At 66.7% G+C, this 17,387-nt stretch carries 13 protein-coding genes and 1 pseudogene; 5 read left to right on the forward strand and 9 right to left on the reverse strand.

The window, feature by feature from the left end:
- Positions 1-160: 160 nt before the first annotated feature.
- A complete protein-coding gene (treZ, locus tag GOOTI_RS10185; protein ID WP_007238504.1) occupies positions 161-2,074 on the forward strand; it encodes a malto-oligosyltrehalose trehalohydrolase in 1,914 nt (637 codons plus the stop codon).
- A gap of 27 nt (positions 2,075-2,101) precedes the next feature.
- On the opposite strand, the gene ilvA is transcribed toward treZ, so the two are convergent.
- Positions 2,102-3,514 (reverse strand): threonine ammonia-lyase IlvA, encoded by a 1,413-nt coding sequence (ilvA, locus tag GOOTI_RS10190; protein ID WP_007238505.1) that lies wholly within the window; start codon positions 3,512-3,514, stop codon positions 2,102-2,104.
- Positions 3,515-3,694: 180 nt separating this feature from the next.
- On the opposite strand from ilvA, the gene GOOTI_RS10195 reads away from it, so the two are divergent.
- Positions 3,695-4,669, forward strand: a complete 975-nt coding sequence (locus GOOTI_RS10195; protein ID WP_007238506.1) for an SMP-30/gluconolactonase/LRE family protein — start codon at positions 3,695-3,697, stop codon at positions 4,667-4,669.
- Here GOOTI_RS10195 and GOOTI_RS10200 read toward each other — a convergent pair.
- The 5 genes from GOOTI_RS10200 to lspA form a co-directional block, all read right to left on the reverse strand.
- A complete protein-coding gene (locus GOOTI_RS10200) occupies positions 4,630-4,908 on the reverse strand; it encodes a hypothetical protein (RefSeq protein WP_007238507.1) in 279 nt (92 codons plus the stop codon). The two genes, GOOTI_RS10195 and GOOTI_RS10200, sit on opposite strands and share 40 nt — an antisense overlap.
- 120 nt (positions 4,909-5,028) lie before the next feature.
- On the reverse strand, positions 5,029-6,705 hold the full coding sequence (locus GOOTI_RS10205; protein ID WP_007238508.1) for an NAD-binding protein: 1,677 nt from the start codon (positions 6,703-6,705) through the stop codon (positions 5,029-5,031).
- A 22-nt stretch (positions 6,706-6,727) separates the two neighbouring features.
- Entirely contained in the window at positions 6,728-10,270 is a 3,543-nt protein-coding gene (gene dnaE, locus GOOTI_RS10210; protein WP_007238509.1) for a DNA polymerase III subunit alpha, read from the reverse strand.
- A 197-nt stretch (positions 10,271-10,467) separates the two neighbouring features.
- The gene (locus tag GOOTI_RS10215; RefSeq protein WP_007238510.1) at positions 10,468-11,394 is read right to left on the reverse strand and encodes an RluA family pseudouridine synthase; all 927 of its coding nucleotides are present in this window, start codon (positions 11,392-11,394) and stop codon (positions 10,468-10,470) included.
- The gene (gene lspA, locus GOOTI_RS10220; RefSeq protein WP_007238511.1) at positions 11,387-12,043 is read right to left on the reverse strand and encodes a signal peptidase II; all 657 of its coding nucleotides are present in this window, start codon (positions 12,041-12,043) and stop codon (positions 11,387-11,389) included. The genes GOOTI_RS10215 and lspA overlap by 8 nt, the downstream gene beginning before the upstream one ends.
- Positions 12,044-12,082: 39 nt before the next feature.
- Here lspA and GOOTI_RS10225 point away from each other — a divergent pair, with 39 nt between their 5' ends.
- Positions 12,083-13,051 carry a hypothetical protein gene (locus GOOTI_RS10225; protein ID WP_007238512.1) on the forward strand — a complete coding sequence of 323 codons (969 nt, stop codon included), beginning with the start codon at positions 12,083-12,085 and terminating at the stop codon, positions 13,049-13,051.
- Between the two features lie 90 nt (positions 13,052-13,141).
- Here GOOTI_RS10225 and GOOTI_RS10230 read toward each other — a convergent pair whose 3' ends face one another.
- On the reverse strand, positions 13,142-13,675 hold the full coding sequence (locus tag GOOTI_RS10230) for a WKL family lipoprotein (protein WP_007238513.1): 534 nt from the start codon (positions 13,673-13,675) through the stop codon (positions 13,142-13,144).
- A gap of 264 nt (positions 13,676-13,939) precedes the next feature.
- Between GOOTI_RS10230 and GOOTI_RS10235 the strand changes: the two genes are divergently transcribed.
- Positions 13,940-14,887, forward strand: coding sequence for an asparaginase (locus tag GOOTI_RS10235; RefSeq protein WP_007238514.1), 948 nt, complete (start codon positions 13,940-13,942; stop codon positions 14,885-14,887).
- 135 nt (positions 14,888-15,022) lie between these two features.
- On the opposite strand, the gene GOOTI_RS10240 is transcribed toward GOOTI_RS10235, so the two are convergent.
- Positions 15,023-16,462: a DNA polymerase IV gene (locus tag GOOTI_RS10240; protein WP_007238515.1), complete on the reverse strand. Its 1,440-nt coding sequence runs from the start codon at positions 16,460-16,462 to the stop codon at positions 15,023-15,025.
- 188 nt (positions 16,463-16,650) lie between these two features.
- The gene (locus GOOTI_RS10245; protein WP_007238516.1) at positions 16,651-17,097 is read right to left on the reverse strand and encodes a nitroreductase/quinone reductase family protein; all 447 of its coding nucleotides are present in this window, start codon (positions 17,095-17,097) and stop codon (positions 16,651-16,653) included.
- A 123-nt stretch (positions 17,098-17,220) separates the two neighbouring features.
- On the opposite strand from GOOTI_RS10245, the pseudogene GOOTI_RS26760 reads away from it, so the two are divergent.
- Positions 17,221-17,387: pseudogene (locus GOOTI_RS26760) on the forward strand (TetR/AcrR family transcriptional regulator); the annotation flags it as partial.

Below are 17,387 nucleotides of genomic sequence, written 5' to 3' on the forward strand. Positions count from 1 at the left end.
GTCGGCGCCACATCGTGTCCCGTTCTACGGTTGGGCCATGCAGACCAGCCCCGGATCGCGCGGCCCGTGCAACGCAAACACCATAACGACAGGCGCCCGGGAGCCGGAGGAAAACGTTCACACCGGTGCACCATCGAGACGTTTCGAACCGCCCCGTCTCATGGCCGACGTCCGAGTGTGGGCTCCCACTGCGCGCTCGGTCATTCTCGTGACCGACTCCCCCGACTCCCCAGACGACCCCGACACAGAACACTCGGAAGCCACCGAGAAGACGGAAACCACTGACACCACTGATAACACGGGCGGAATCCCGATGATCCGGGTCAACGACGCGCCAGGGTGGTGGATGGTCGACGCCACAACGATCGAGGAAGCACCGGAGACCACCGGGCTCGGCGGCGCCTCCGCGGCGACGCGCCGATACGGTTTCCGGATCCTCACAGGCGATGCCGGTACGCAGACGCAGTCCGGCGCGTTGTCGGACACCGCCGACGCGCCGGTGCGGCCGGACCCGCGTTCGGTTCGCCAGCCCGACGGGGTGCACGGTCTGTCGGCGCTCCACACCGTGGACGGCTCGGTCTGGACGGACGACGAGTGGCAGGGCCGTTCGGTATCGGGCGCGGTCATCTACGAACTGCACATCGGTACGTTCACCCCCGAGGGCACTCTCGACACCGCGATCACCAGACTCGACCACCTCGTCGAACTCGGAGTCGACTTCGTCGAACTGATGCCGGTCAATGCCTTCAACGGAGACGTCGGCTGGGGATACGACGGCGTCGACTGGTACGCGGTCCAGGAGTCCTACGGCGGCCCCGACGCGCTCGCCCGGTTCGTCGACGCATGCCACTCCCGCGGGCTCGGGGTCGTTCTCGACGTCGTCTACAACCATCTCGGGCCGTCGGGAAACTACCTGCCGGATTTCGGCCCCTATCTCAGCGACGGCGCGACATCGTGGGGAGCGGGACTCAATCTCGCGGGCCCCGATTCGGACACCGTCCGCGACTACATCGTCGAGAACGCGCTGCGCTGGTTTCGTGACTTCCACGTCGACGCACTACGCCTCGACGCGGTTCACGCCCTCAACGACCACCGCGCGGTACACATCCTCGAAGAGCTCGCGACCGAAACCGACGCACTCGCAGCCGAACTCGGCAGGCCGCTCTCACTCATCGCCGAGAGCGACCTCAACGACCCGCGGCTGATCACCTCGCGCGATCGTGGCGGGTACGGACTGACCGCGCAGTGGGACGACGACATCCATCACGCCATCCACACGCTCGTGTCCGGCGAACGTCAGGGTTATTACGCCGACTTCGGCAGCTATTCCGCCCTGGCAAAGGTGCTGCGCGGTGGCTTCTTTCACGACGGCACGTATTCGTCATTCCGTCGCCGCCACCACGGTAGACCGATACCGACCGACGAGATCCCCGCCTCCGCCCTGCTCGCCTACACCTGTAACCACGACCAGATCGGCAACCGCGCCATCGGCGACCGCCCGTCGGCGTACCTCGACCCGGGACCACTGGCCATCAAGGCGGCCCTGGTGTTGCTGTCCCCCTTCACGCCGATGCTGTTCATGGGCGAGGAGTGGGCAGCGAGTACCCCGTTCCAGTTCTTCACCTCGCATCCCGAACCCGAACTCGGCCGCGCCACCGCCGAAGGGCGCAAGGCCGAGTTCGCCGAACACGGATGGGACAGCGCGGAGATCCCCGATCCGCAGTCACCACAGACATTCGCCGACTCGAAGCTCGATTGGAGCGAACCCGCCAGCGGCACGCACGCACGGGTGCTCGAGTTCTACCGCGCTCTCGTCGCACTGCGGAAGTCGGTCGACGACTTCGCCGACCCGTCGTTCGACTCAGTCGACGTCACCTACGACGAGGAGGCAGGGTGGTTTGCGATGCATCGCGGCGACCACACCGTGCTGGTCATCATCGGAGCCGACACCGTCGGCGTGCCCATCCGGATCGATCCCGCGCTGAGCTGGACCGACGTCGCAGTAACAGAGTCGGGCGTGCGCAGCCCGGGCCACAACGTGGTGATCGGGCGGCGACTGCCGGGACCCGAGTGATGGTCGACCACTACGGGCCCCGCCGGCTCAGGTCAGATAGTTGTACGCCGACGACCCCGGCTCGAGCCGTTCACAGTTGAGCCGTGTGTGCGACATCCGCTCCATGAGCTCACCGAGCCCCTCCGGCGCGCCGAGCTCGATACCGACGAGGGCGGCACCGGTCTCGCGGTTGTTGCGTTTGACGTATTCGAACAGCGTGATGTCGTCGTCGGGGCCGAGGACCTCGTCGAGGAAACGACGCAGCGCGCCCGGCTCCTGCGGAAAGTCGACGAGGAAGTAGTGCTTGAGTCCTTTGTGGACGAGTGATCGCTCGATGATCTCGTTGTACCGCGACACGTCGTTGTTGCCGCCCGAGATCAGGCAGACCACGTCGGCATCTGCGGGGAGCGCCAGTCGCGACAGGCCGGTGACCGCCAGCGCACCCGCAGGCTCGGCGATGATCCCCTCGTTCTGATAGAGATCGAGCATCGTCGAACAGATTGCGCCCTCGTCGACGTGCGTGATGTGCGTGGTACCCGGGGTCACGACGAGCGGATCGTCGACGGAGAGCACCGGTGCGTGCGACGATCCACCTTGCTTCGCGACCTGCCGGCGCACCTCGGGATGATCGGCAACGGTCGCCCCCATCGACGCGAGCACCCGGTGGCCGAGTGCGCCGATGCGCTTGACCGCGGCACCGTCGACGAAGGGGTCGATCTGCTCGAGCGTGACCGGTCCGCCCGCCACCAGTGCCGCCGACAGCGACGCCGCGCCGTGTGGTTCGACGCCGATGATGGCGACGTCGTCGGATCTCGACCGGAGATAGGTCGCGATGCCCGCGAGACAACCGCCCCCGCCGACCGGGAGGACGACGACGTCGGGCACTCTGCCGAGTTGCTCGACGATCTCGACAGCGCTGGTGCCCTGTCCCGCTGCGGTACGCGGATCGTCGAAGGCGTGAATCCAGGCGGCACCGGTGCGCATCACATCGTCCTGCGCAGCGGCCGCGGCGGCGTCGTAGGTGTCGCCGACCGCGAGGAGCTCGACGAAATCACCGCCGTGCCAACGAATACGGTCACGTTTCTGCTTGGGTGTCGTGGTCGGGACGTAGATGCGTCCCGGAACCCCCATCGTTCGGCAGGCATACGCGACGCCCTGGGCGTGGTTGCCGGCACTCGCGGCGACGACGCCTGCCGCGAGCTCGTCGTCGGAGAGCAGCGACATGGTGTTGTAGGCACCACGGATCTTGTAGGACCGAACCGTCTGCAGGTCTTCACGCTTGACGTGGACCCTGGTTCCGTACTCCGCGGAGATCCGCGGAACCGCTTCCAGCGGGGTGCGTGTCACCGCGGGCGAAATCCGCTCGACCGCCGCCTGGATCGCGTCGGCGGAGAGCTCCTGCTCCTGCGACGTGGCGTGCGAATTGTCGACTCCGAGGTGTTGCGTACTCACGCAGTCCATGGTCTCACCTCCCGAAATCCCTCGTCGGGCGACCCGACGCACGTAGCATCAGTGACGCCAACCCCATTTCGTCGCACCCCGTTCGAGCAACAGGTCGAGCAGCAGTGTCGGCAGTACCGTCGTCCAGCATCGAGGCGGCATCGGACACTCATGCGACGTCAGACACCGTAGGAGGTCGGCATGTTCCGACACCTCGTTCGAAGGACCACCGCACTCTCCGCCTGCGCCATCGCCGCCGCGTCGGTGATCGCGACCACCAGCGTGGGTTCCGGCCCAGCCGACGCCGCGCCTGCCTGCGCGGGCGGCGCCGCACCGGCACGCCTCGTCGGAACGGTACCCGGGGCCGCGTTGGAGGGGTTGACGGTCGATGCGAGCGGCCGGCTCTACACCACCGACCTGGTCAGCGGACGTGTGTTCCTCCTCGATCGACCCGGCGCGGGCGCTGTGCCGATTGCGAAGGTGCCCTCCGGCGGTGCGGGCGCCCTGGCCTGGACGCCGGACGGCACACTGCTGGTCGGTTACGGCTCCGATCCCAGAGTTCTTCTCGGTGACGCCATCCGTCCAGGCGCGATCGCGCGCCTCGACGTCAACACTCTCGCGCTGCGTCCCTGGGTGAGCGGACTCTCGGCAGCCGACGGGATGGACGTGTCCGCTCGTGGGAATGTGTACGCCACCAACGACTTCGGAAACCTGGTCGGCAAGATCACACCCACCGGTACCGTGACGCCGGGCTGGGCTTCGATACCCAGTGCCAACGGTGCGGTCCTCGACCGCGACGACGGCTTCCTGTACGTGTCGCGCACGTTCACCAATCCAGGCGTCAGCCGCATCTCGACCAGCAACCCGCGCGTCGTGCAGAGTCTGCTCACGCTCGGCGGCGGCGATGCTCTCGCGGCACCGGACGGCTTGACACTCGACGCCGCGGATCGTCCGGTGGTGCCGTTCAATGCGAGCGGACAAATCGTGCGGATCACCTCGCCGGGACGCTACTGCGTGCTCACGAGCGGGCTACCGCTGTCGAGCGTGGTGTCGTATGGCCGATCGGCCCGTGGTTTCTCGGCCGGACACCTCTACCGCGCGGGCTTCGACGGACGGATCTACGAGATCCCGAGCGGCTACTCCGCCGGGTCGGTTGCTGCGTTCCCCGGCCGCTGACCGCGTGTCAGACTCGCGGCGGCGAACCACACCGCAACGCCCGTCGCGGCCGACGACCATGCGGTGATCTCCGGTGACCGGGTCACGAGGAGGACGACGAGCGCCGCGACGGTGGCGGCCACCACCGCGTACACCTTGTGGACGGGCCAGTTGACCCCGGCGATCTCGATCGTGTGTGCGTCAGCAGCCGCGCGTCCCCGACCTCGCTGGGAGCCGTCGGACTCGATCAGGACTGTCATCGGACACCTCATTCGCTCGACCTATGACACGAGTATAGACACATCGGTGAGAAAATGTTCGGGGGGCCGAAACTTTGGATTCGTGGGTGCTTCGACCAGGTATTTCTTCTGTGTTCGAGGTCAGCGGCCGTCGCGCAGGGTGTCGAAGAGTTCGTGGTAGGGGCCCACGAGATAGACCGTGTCGTCGGCCGCCAGCCGATCGTCGCGTCGGGGGTGAACGATGGTAGTTCCACCCCGCACGATCGCGATGATGCGGGTTCTCGTCGGTAGTTCCTCCATGGCCAGGCCGTCGAGCGCGCTTCGCTCACGGATGAACAGCCCGCCGACCATGAACGATCGCTGGCCCACCGAGAACGTGGAGATCACCTGTAGTCCCAGTGCCGCGCCGATGAACCAGGGTGCGGCGAGCTCGACGGTCGAGCGGACGTTCTGAAAGCCGAACCGATGGGCGACAGCAGAACCGAGCGCGTGGTCGTAGACACGCATCACCACAGGCACGCCGGGTCTACCCTCCGCGCGCGTCCACCGGCGGCCGAGCAGTTCGCGCAGGATGATGCCGGTCTCGATGTTGACCATGTCGTCGTGGGTCAGCACCGCGACTGCACGTGCTCGTTCGATACCGGCGTCGGAGAGTGTTCGACGCAACGTCGCGTCGCCGAAGACGACCGGGATGTCGAGTTCCGCGGCCGCATCGAGGTAGCGGTTGTCGTCGTTGTGCTCGATCACGGCGACGTCGTATCCCAATGCCGTGAGGTCGTTCGCCACGCGGATGCCGAACGAACCGAGTCCCACCACGACGACGTGCCCGGAGAACTCGCGAACCCTACGACGGCCCGCTGAGGCCGAGAGTCGTTGCGACAGCAGGAGATCGGCGATGAACGCCATGAGGATGGCGGTCGTCGTGATGCCGGCGAACATCAGCGCTATGGAGAACAGCCGCAACCAGGTCGGCTGCCCGACGAAACTGAAATCGCCATATCCGACCGTCGCGATCGTCTCGGTGGAGAAGTACAGGGCATCGACGAAGCTCATGCCCGGTCGGTGATAGGTGAAGCGCAACAGCACGGTCGCCCCGAGCAGCAGGGCGAGCGACACCCCGAGAGCCCGGAACAGGTTGGGGTTGACGTCGTCGCGAAAAGCCCGGAGCCCGCCGAGAACTCGCCGCGGTAACGGTCGATGGTGCCTGCGGCGCCCGCTCGGCGCGTCGCGATCGACGATGATGTGCTGCTCGGCGAGCTGGCCGGGTGTGCCGATCATCGTCACCCAATCGCCCTCGTCGACGTCGAGGTCGCGGCCGGGTGACGGGACGACCTCGCCCGGCGCGGAACTGTTCTCGCCACGCAACACTGCCACGGGGGCGAGATCGCCGTAGAGCTCGCGCAGGGTCGCGGCCCGTGGTGCATATGCGCCGGAGACCACGAACTCGTTGTCCGCGACAGCAATCGGATGCGTCGTCCTACCAAGGCACGCCTCGACCACGGACGGTGCCGCGAGTTCGGCGACGTCGAGGACGGCACCCGGACCGTTGCCGAGAGCCACCGCGTCGCGGAGCACCGCGTTCGAAAGGTTGGCCACCACGCGCACCGTTCCGCTGAGGCGCCTGGTGAGCAGAGCGATCTCCAGGTTGACCGCATCATCGGAACCCGGACACACCACGGCGGCGGCATTCTCGACGTCGAGGTGGGCGAGCTCGGCCGGGTCGTGCAGCGGCACGATGATCGCCCCCGCGCTGCGGAGCTCGTCGCTGATGCGCTCGGTGAGGGCGTCATCGCCGTGCACGATGAAGTGGCCGGGCATTGATGGAGCGTACCCGCGCGGGTCAGCTCAGGCAGCTCGGTCCGAGCAGCGCCTTCAAGTCCCCCATGAGTGCCGAACTCGGTGTCACACGCAACGCCTCGGTCAACTTGAGCACCGTCGAGCGTTCGTCGCTGACCAGGGTCACGTGTACGTCTGCCGGACCCGGATGTCGGGTCAGTACCTGTTTGAGAGCCTGAACACGATCAGGGGTGCACGCCCGCGCCGCCAGGGTCAGCGCCACCGGCTTCGTCGCGCCGGCAGCGTTGAGGTCGGGAACGGCGAGATCGTTGGCGCTGATCATCATCGAATCGTCACGCATGTTGACCCGTGCCTTCACCAGGACGATGTTGTCGGCGACGATGTCCATCCCGTAGGTCTGAAATGCCCGGGGGAAGAAGTAGACCTCGACACCACCGACCATGTCCTCGAGCGTGACCGCCGCCCACGGCTCACCCTTCTTGTTCACCCTCCGCGTCACCGACGAGATGATGCCGCCGATGGTGATCTGCGCACCGTCGGAGATGTTGCCCTCGAGCAGCTGCGTGATCGAGGTGTCGGTCTGGGCCGCGATTGCGTGCTCGACGCCGCTGAGCGGGTGCCCGGAGACGTAGAGTCCCAACATCTCTCGTTCGAGTGCGAGTTTGTGTTTGGAATCCCACTCCTGATCGGGCACCTTGACCGCGAACACCTCGGCCATCGTGTCGTCGGCTCCGCCGGCGTCGCCGAAGAGGTCGAACTGACCGATCGCCTCGGCCTTCTTGGTGCCGATGACCGACTCGACCGCCTCGACGTGGATCAGGAACAGTCCCTTGCGCGGATGGTCGAGCGAGTCGAAAGCGCCTGCCTTGACCAAAGATTCGGTGACCTTTTTGTTGCAGGCCGTGACGTCGATCTTGTTCAGGTAGTCGGAGAAGCTCGTGAACTTCCCCTTCTCCTCGCGCGCGGCGAGGATCGAGGACACCACGCCAGAACCGACGTTGCGGATCGCGGCGAGACCGAAGCGGATGTCGGCACCGACCGCGGCGAAGTTGTGCTGCGACTCGTTGACGTCGGGTGGGAGGACGGTGATGCCGAGTTTGCGGCAGTCGGCGAGGTAGATGGCCGCCTTGTCCTTGTCGTCGCCGACGGAGGTGAGCAGACCTGCCATGTACTCGGCCGGATAGTTGGCCTTGAGGTAGGCGGTCCAGAAGGAGACGAGACCGTAGCCCGCCGCGTGCGACTTGTTGAACGCGTAGCCGGCGAACGGGAGCACCGTGTCCCACAACGCGGTGATCGCGCCCTGGGAGAACCCGTTGTTGCGCATCCCCTCGGCGAAACCGTCGTAGGCCTCGTCGAGGATCTCCTTCTTCTTCTTACCCATTGCGCGACGCAACAGATCTGCCTGTCCGAGGGAGTACCCGGCGACCTTCTGCGCGATCTGCATGATCTGCTCTTGATAGACGATCAGACCGTAGGTCTCGGCGAGGATCTCCTTGAGCGGTTCCTCGAGTTCGGGGTGGATCGGCTTGATGTCCTGCAGGCCGTTCTTGCGCTTGGCGTAGTCGGTGTGCGCGTTGACACCCATCGGCCCGGGTCGGTAGAGCGCGAGCACCGCGACGATGTCCTCGAAACCGGTGGGCTGCATCATCTTCAGCAGTTCACGCATGGCCGCGCCGTCGAGCTGGAACACGCCGAGGGTGTCGCCCTTGGCGAGCAGCTCGTAGGTCTTCTCGTCTTCGAGAGGCAGCGTGTCGAGGTCCAGGTCGATGCCGCGGTTGAGGGTGATGTTCTCGAGCGCGTCGCCGATGACGGTCAGGTTGCGCAGACCGAGGAAGTCCATCTTCAACAGGCCGATGGCCTCACACGACGGGTAATCCCATCCGGTGATGATCGCGCCGTCCTGTGCGCGCTTCCACACCGGGATGGCGTCGGTCAGCGGCTCCGACGACATGATCACCGCGCAGGCGTGCACGCCCGCATTGCGGATCAGTCCCTCGAGCCCGAGAGCGGTGTCGTAGATCTTCTTGACGTCGGGGTCGGTCTCGATCAGTGTGCGGACCTCGGTGGCCTCACCGAACCGTTCGTGCTCGGGGTTGGTGATGCCCCAGACGGGGATGTCCTTCGCCATGATCGGCGGGGGCAGCGCCTTGGTGATCCGGTCGGCGATGGCGAACCCCGGCTGCCCGAACTGGACTCGCGCGGAGTCCTTGATGGCGGCCTTCGTCTTGATGGTGCCGAAGGTGATCACCTGGGCGACCTTGTCGCTCCCCCATCGTTCCGTGGCGTAGCGCACCATCTCACCGCGACGGCGGTCGTCGAAGTCGATGTCGATATCGGGCATCGACACACGCTCGGGGTTGAGGAATCGCTCGAACAGGAGTCCGTGCGGGATCGGGTCGATGTTGGTGATCCCGAGCGCCCACGCCACCAACGAGCCTGCGGCCGAACCACGACCGGGTCCGACGCGGATCCCCACCTCGTGTGCGTGCTTGATGAGGTCGCCGACCACGAGGAAGTACGCGGGGAAACCCATCTGGATGATGACGTCGAGTTCGTAGTTGGCCCGTCGCTGGTAGTCCTCGGGCACCTCGGTGCCGGGGAAACGCCGCTCGGACAAGCCCTTGGCGACCTCCTTACGGAGCCACGTCTGCTGCGATTCTCCCTCCGGGACGGGAAAGATCGGCATCCGGTCGCGATGGGTGAAGACATCGGCGTAGGACTGCACCCGCTCGCCGATCTCCAGAGTGTTGTCACAGGCGCCGGGAACGATCGAATCCCATTGGGCGCGCATCTCGTCGGCCGACTTCAGGTAGTAGCCGTCGCCGTCGAACTTGAAGCGGGTCGGGTCGGAGAGCGTCTTTCCGGTCTGCACACACAGCAGCGCCTCGTGGCTCGAGGCGTGGTCTTTGGTCACGTAGTGGCAGTCGTTGGTGACGATCGGCTTGATACCGAGTCGACGGCCGATGTCGAGCAATCCGTCACGGACTCGACGCTCGATCTCGAGACCGTGCTCCATCAACTCGAGGTAGAAATTCTCCTTGCCGAAGATCTCCTGCCACTTGGCTGCGGCTTCGAGCGCCTCACGCTCGTGCCCGAGGCGCAGGCGGGTCTGCACCTCACCCGACGGGCAGCCGGTGGTCGCGATGATTCCTTCCGCGTGTTCGGCGATGACCTCGGCATCCATGCGGGCCCACTTGCCCAGCTGTCCCTCGATGGATGCGAGCGAGGAGAGCTTGAACAGATTGCGCAGCCCGGTGGCGTTCTCTGCCACCATCGTCATGTGCGTGTAGGCGCCCGAACCCGAGACGTCGTCGTCCTTCTGGTCGCGGGTACCCCACTGGATGCGCTTGGTGTTGAACCGCGACTCCGGGGCGATGTACGCCTCGATGCCGATGATCGGCTTGATCTCGTTCTTGATCGCAGTGTTGTAGAACTCGCTGGCACCGAACATGTTGCCGTGGTCGGTCATACCGATCGCGGTCATCCCCAGCCGCTTGGCCTCCGCGAACAGAGGTGACACCTTGGCGGCACCGTCGAGCATCGAGTACTCGGTGTGGTTGTGCAGGTGGACAAACGAACCGGCCACGGATGCCTCTCACCTCGAACGAACGTCACGTGTCGACGTCGTGTGTGCTTGTGTGCTTGTGATCGCTGTGTGCGTTCACTGCGTCTTGATCGATCCCAACCACTGTAGGACTCTGCTCTGACACGGAGCCCGACGCCGCGCCAGGGTGTGACAGATGAGGCGCGGATCCCGACGTGTCGGCGGCGTGTCGCCGTTTCTCACGTCTCGCGTAGAACGTCGAGCGCGTGCTGGAGGTCGGCCGGATACGGACTCGTGAACTCCACCCACCGACCGTCGGCGGGGTGACTGAACCCGAGCGAACGTGCGTGCAACCACTGCCGCTCCAGGCCGAGTCGCGCGGCCAACACCGGGTCGGCGCCATAGGTCATGTCCCCGCAACAGGGATGGTGCAGGGCCGAGAAATGCACGCGGATCTGGTGCGTCCTGCCTGTCTCGAGATGGATGTCGAGCAGTGAGGCCGCCGCGAACATCTCGAGAGTGTCGTAGTGGGTGATGCTCGGCTTGCCGTTGGCGGTCACCGCGAACTTCCAGTCGGCACCGCGGTGTCGCCCGATGGCCGCGTCGATGGTTCCCGTCGGTGGATCGAGATGTCCCTGGACGAGCGCGTGGTAGCCCTTGTCGACCTCGCGATCACGGAACGCGCGCTTGAGCAGCGTGTAGCCGTGCTCGGACGCAGCGACCACCATCAAGCCAGATGTCCCCACGTCCAGGCGCGACACGATGCCCTGCCGTTCTGCGGCACCCGACGTCGAGATCCTGAATCCGGCTGCGTCCAGCGCGCCGACGACTGTCGGGCCGCTCCAGCCAAGGGACGGATGGGCCGCCACCCCGACCGGTTTGTCCACCACGATGATGTCGGAGTCGTGGTAGATGACCGTGAGGTCCTCCACGGGCGTCGGTTCGACGCGCAACGGTTCGTCGGGTTCTGGCAGCAGTACGTCGAGCCAACTGCCTGCCGCGAGCTTGTGTGACTTGCCGACTGCGACGCCGTCGACGGTCACATCGCCGGCGTCGGCCAGGTTCGCCACGACGGTTCGGGACAGCCCGAGGATGCGGGACACGCCCGCGTCGAGGCGCATGCCCGCGATCCCGTCGGGAACAGGCATGGATCGCGACTCACGCATCACGTTCCTCCGGGCTCGACGGGGCGCTGTCGGCGGCACCACGATCGCGCTCGTCGTGCGCCGTGTCGGATCGTCGGGCTGCGAAACCCGAGCGCGAGCCGTCGTAGTCGAATCCGAGCAGCGACAAGACGACGAGCAACACCGCGCCGCAGACAACCGCCGAATCGGCGACGTTGAACACCGGCCACCAGCCGACCGAGATGAAGTCGACGACGTGACCACGCAGGGGTGCCGGATCGCGGAAGATCCTGTCGATCAGATTGCCGATGGCTCCGCCGAGCACCAACCCCAGACCCAGCACCCACCATCCCGACCGGAGCCTGCCGCTGAACCGGATGATCACGACGACGACCGCGAGCGCGATCAGCGTCAACACCCAGGTGTAGCCGGACGCCATCGAGAAAGCCGCACCACTGTTGCGCACGAGACGCAATGTGACGGCATCTCCGATGACGTGCACGGGACGCTCCGGGTCCAACAACGCGACGACCAGCGATTTCGTTGCCACGTCGAGTGCGATCACACACAGGGCGATCGCGGCGAGTACACCGAGCACAGCGGAAGAGGTCTGCAGCTTTCCGCGGTGGCCGATGTCGTTGGTCTCCTCCGAGTCGGTCGGGTTGCGCTTCGGGTCGGGTCCGTCATCCACCTCACCATCATCCCTGACACGTGCAATACGCTGACTGGCGTGTCCGATCCGAGCCGTCGATCCACCGTTGCCCACCGTCCCGGTCGCCTCCGGATCTCACTCGGATCGGCCGCCACCGCACTGGTGTGCGGCCTCGTGATCTCGGCATGTGGCGGCGACCCGGAGCCCGACGGCCCGTCGTCGGGCGCGGACTCCGGGTGCACCACCACGTCGACCTCCGGCCGACAGGACGCCAACCTGATCCCCATCCCGCCCGCCGCGGTCACCGTCACCTCGTCGGGGGCACAACCCCATCGCGTCGTGGGCGGAGCCCCGGACCGGACACAGCCGCAGCATTCGACGCTGTCCACGACGTCGTCGGTGGCCTCGACCGAGACCACGACCGAGCAGACCGTCGACATCCCGATCACGGCCACGTTCCACTGCACCGACAACACCGACCTCGAGATGCGGCTCAACGCACCCACCTCGCCCGACCCGACGTTGAACGACCAGTTACGCGCGGCGAAAGGAGCGCAGGCAGGCCTCGCCCTCGGCCCAGGTGCCGCCCCGGTGTCGCTGCGGTTGATCCCGACCGAGGAGTCGGGCTCCGAGGCCCGCAGCGCCGTCGAACAGTCCCTGATCCAGACGTTCCAGAACTCGATCCCACTGCCCACGGAGCCGATCGGCGTCGGCGCGACCTGGCGAACCGAACGAACCATCACCGCAGCGGCGACGCTCACCCAGACGATCACGGCGACGCTGAGGGCATGGGACGGCAATCGCGTGACGATCGATTTCACGACCGACGAGTCGCCGGTCAACTCGGTGTACGCGATCCCCGGTTCCGACACCACGCTCACGATCGCCCGCTATTCCTACACCGGCTCGGGCACTCTCGTCACGGACGCCACGCGCGGCCTGCCGGTCAGCGGTTCCGGCACCTATACCGGTGCCCGTGAACTCGTGGGCGCAGACCCCGCCACGCCACTGGTGCAGAAGATCGGGTTCTCGTTCACCTGGAAGTAGGAACCCCACACGCACGAACGCCCCGTCCGGTCGGACGGGGCGTTCGTGATGACGTGGGGACCACGGGCCGGTGCGGCCGCGGTCGTCAGGTCACTGGGTGCACATGGCGCTCTTGATGTTGTTGCCGGAGAGGATCGGGCACACCGAGTCGCTGGCGAGCTTCCACCGTCCGTCGTCGTAGACGATCTGGGCGTCGAGCTTGGTCGGCGGGTTGTCGGGCAACTTCACCTGGACCTTCACCGTCGCCTTGTTCGGTCCGGCCGGGATGACCGGCGGGAAGATCTGATAGGTGACGTCCTTGTTCTCCTGACGGGCCCGGACCAGCTTGTCGAAGAGCTGCGGGTCCTTCTCGGATCCCTGGACGAGTTCGGTCTTCTCCGAGTTGGGGACGTTCGGATCGAGTGCCTTGTTCAGCATGGCGTTCAGCGTTGCGACACTCGGGCGGACATTCGGGTTGGTGACGCCCGCGTCTGCGCCCGACGCGCCGGCCTCGGACGTCACGGCCGCGCTGGTCGTCGTCGCAACGGTGGGGGCGTCGTCGGAATCGTCGCTGCCACACGCCGCAACGGATGTGGCAACTGCCGCAGCCATGATGGCGGCACCTACGAACTTCGGGAACTTCAAGGATCTTCCTCACATTCAACGTCGACGATGAGCGTGCCCGGCGGGGAGTCGCGCTGTCCTGCGCGGTCCGCGGAAGCCGTGTCACCGGCCGCCCCAGCACCCCCGTGGCCAAAAGCTCACACCACTATGCCAAACACATCGACTCCGCCCAACGACCCACACCCTCGGGAATCGGTCGGTCGCCGGCGATCCGTGCGACGCGCGAGCAGTGCCGACGGGTCAAACGGTTGACGTCCGACATCGGTTCCGGGGACGCTGTCTGCCATGACCGACTCCCGAATCGTGCTGATCACCACCGGCGGCACGGTCGCCGCGCGCCGAACAGAACATGGTGCGGTTCCCGTCCTGTCGGCGTCGGATCTCCTGGCCGACACGTCGCTCGTCGCCGCACCCGCGGTGGACGCGGTCGATCTGATGTCCGTCGACAGCTCGGCCATCACGGTCAGCCAACAGACGCAGGTGGTGCGCGCCGTGGCGGCAGCCCTGACCGACCCGGACGTCGACGGTGTGGTCGTGACGCACGGCACGGACACCATGGAGGAGACGGCGTTCCTCGTCGACGTGACCGTCGACGACCCGCGGCCCATCGTGTTCACCGGCGCCCAGTTCCCCGCGGACACCCCCGAGGCCGACGGGCCTGCCAACATCGCGGCGGCCATCGACTATGCCGCTACTCCGTCGAACCGTGGCCGCGGTGTCGTGCTCGCGCTCGGAGGGCGCATCGTCGGGGTCCGTGGCGCGTTCAAGGCATCGACGACCGCGACGGAGGCCTTCGACACGGTGCACGAGGCGCTCGGCCGTCCACTGATCTCCGGGCCGCTGCCCGAACGACTCGCCCGGGTCGATACGTTCGCCCTGTATCCCGGCGTCGCCGCGGGCATCATCGCCGCGGCCGTCGCGCAACGTGCCGCGGGCATCGTGTTGGCCGCGACCGGCTCGGGCAACACCCACCCCGACATCACCGCCGAGGTCGTCGCTGCACGACGCGCGGGGGTCGTCGTGGTCGTCACCACGCGCGTCCCGCACGGGCCGGTCGTCCCCACCTACGGGGGCGGGGGCGGAGCGGTCGACCTCGAACGCGCGGGCGCGGTCGTCTCCCAGTGGCTGCGCGCCCCGCAGGCGCGGATGGCGCTCATCGCGCTGTTGTCGACAGGCCACGACGCCGACGACGTCGCCGAATTCTTCCGTCGCACCGATCCGGCCGCCGCCTGAGGGCCGTCGATACGCTCGGTCGGTCCGCTCGGTCTGTCGGCGCCCAGTCGGCTGGTCGCCCGGGCGATTGGTGGCCCCAGTCGATCGGTGTGCCCAGTCGATCAGTGCGCTCGGTCGATCAGTGGCCCCAGTCGATCAGTGCGCTCGGTCGCTCGGATCGGGCCAGGCGAGACTGTCCAACGGATCGCCGCGCCGTAACGAGGTGTCGGCGGCGGCGAAAGTGCGCGCGATGCCCGGGCCGGTTGCACGCGTCTCGAATCGCACGGTGACCACGCCGTGTCCGCTCCCCTGCACCCATCCGTGGCCGAACTCCCGGTGGATGACGTCGGCACCGGTGGTCCATCCCGTCGACGTCTGACCCGTGCCGGACTGCACCGAGTCGAGCCCGTCGGTACCTGAGCCCGACTGCTCCTCCGCCGTCGGATCGAGCGTCGTCGCTCCCTGGGGGTCCGTCCCCTCCAAGGGGTCGCTGCCGGGGAGTGAATCGATCCGCTGAACCGGGTCCGTCTCGGCAGGCGGGCCCATATCCGGGTCGCCGAACAACGCGTACTGCTCGACGGCCGACAGGCCCGAGAAGCCCACTCCGACGAGGCGAATGGGGCCGACGCTCTGCGGATCGAGGGCGAGTCGCTGCGCGATCGATGTGAGGGTGTCGAGGTCGGTGGTCGCTGCGGGAAGCGTCGATGAACGCGTCAGGATCGACATGTCGGATCGTTTGAGTTTGAGGACGACGGTGCGTGCCCCGCGCCCGTCGGTGAGCAGTCTGCGGTGCGCGTCGGCGGCCGACCTGTCGATCGCGGGCCGCAGCCCCGATAGGTCGACGATGTCGCGCGCGAAGGTCGACTCCGCACTGATCTGTTTGGCCGCGGCACGTTCGGTGACCGGTCGGTCGTCGTATCCCCGTGCGAGCTGGTGCAGGGCAGGACCGATGGCCGAACCGAGTACCGAGGCGACCTCGATGTCCGACATCGCGGCGAGATCTCCGATCGTGTCGATACCCAGCCGCGCCAGTCGCTCTCCCGATACCGGTCCTATCCCCCACAGCTTGCGTACCGGCAGTGCGTGGAGGAAGTCGAGTTCTCTGCTGGGCGGAATCACCATCACCCCATCGGGTTTGGCCATCCCGGAGGCGATCTTCGCGATCTGTTTGCCGCTGCCGAAACCGACGGATGCCGCCAGGCCGACGCTCTGCGCGATCCGTGCGCGGATCTCTTCGGCGAAGGCCTCGGCGTCGGCAGCACTCGCGCCGACGAGGTCGGCCGGTTCGGCGAACGCCTCGTCGAACGAGAGCATTTCGATGACCGGCACCGCCTCGCGGACAATGGCGAAGATCCTGCCGCTCACCACCCGGTAGAGCGACCCGCGCGGTGGCAGGACAACGGCTCCCGCACCGACGAGACGACGCGCCTGATGCATGGGCATCGCCGAATGCGCTCCGAACCGCCGCGCTGCGTAGCTGGCTCCCGCCACGACCCCGCGTCCGCCGGTACCACCGACGAGCACCGGGCGCCCCGCGAGCGTCGGCCGCGTCAACTGCTCGACCGAGGCGAAGAACGCGTCCATGTCCAGGTGCATCACCCATCGGGTGCTGCGTTCCTCGCCTGGCGACGGGTTGGACACTGCTGGCACAGCACCTAGCCTATTGCTGGCACAGCACCAAGCCCATTGCCGGCACAGCACCAAGCCCATTGCCGGCACGGCACCAAGCCTGTTGCCGGCACGGCATCAAGCCCATTGCCGGATGCTGTGCCGTCGTCGACGGCTCATGAGACGGCGAACACAGGGATCGATGCGGCGTGCGTGCGCAGTTGGTCGTCGGACAGGTCGGTGGTCATGCCGTCGGGGAGGAATCGCCCGACCTCCCAACCCCACCGATCCAGATATGCACGGATGATCGGAGCACGTTCTGCGACTGCGACCTCGGCCAGCGTGACGCTCCGGTCGTGACGACCGCGTCGCAGGTGTGCCGTTCCCGCGGCTTTCGCGTTACGGACCCACTGGGTGTTGCCGCGCACCGCGACGAGGTACTCACCTCCGTCGAGGCTGATCGGGTTGACCGGTATGCGTTGTGGCGTACCGGATGTGCGCCCCACGACGGTCAGAGTCTGTGCACCGGCAAGGTTGACCCCGCGGTCGGCGAGCCAGCGGACGACGGCGTTGAACAGTCGGTCGGACCGACCGGGCGCGACGTGATGCGATGTGGGTTCCATGGTTACTCCTCGGTGGACGCGATGAGGATCGCAGATTTCGAGAGCACTGCTCTCGAAAACGAGTATGCGCGCTGCTCGAGCGAAATTCAAGAGCGCTGCTCTCGAATCTGACACAATGGCCATGTGAAAACCGGGAAGACGCGCGCAGACAACCGCGCGGCCATGGAGTCGGAGATCGCACGGCTCGGCCGGGAGCACCTGCGCACCCACGGCGCCGGCGGACTGTCACTGCGGGCCATCGCCCGCGACCTCGGCGTCGTCTCATCGGCGGTCTATCGCTACGTTCCCAG

The organism is Gordonia otitidis NBRC 100426 (genome assembly GCF_000248075.1).
In the GTDB taxonomy this organism is placed as follows: domain Bacteria; phylum Actinomycetota; class Actinomycetes; order Mycobacteriales; family Mycobacteriaceae; genus Gordonia; species Gordonia otitidis.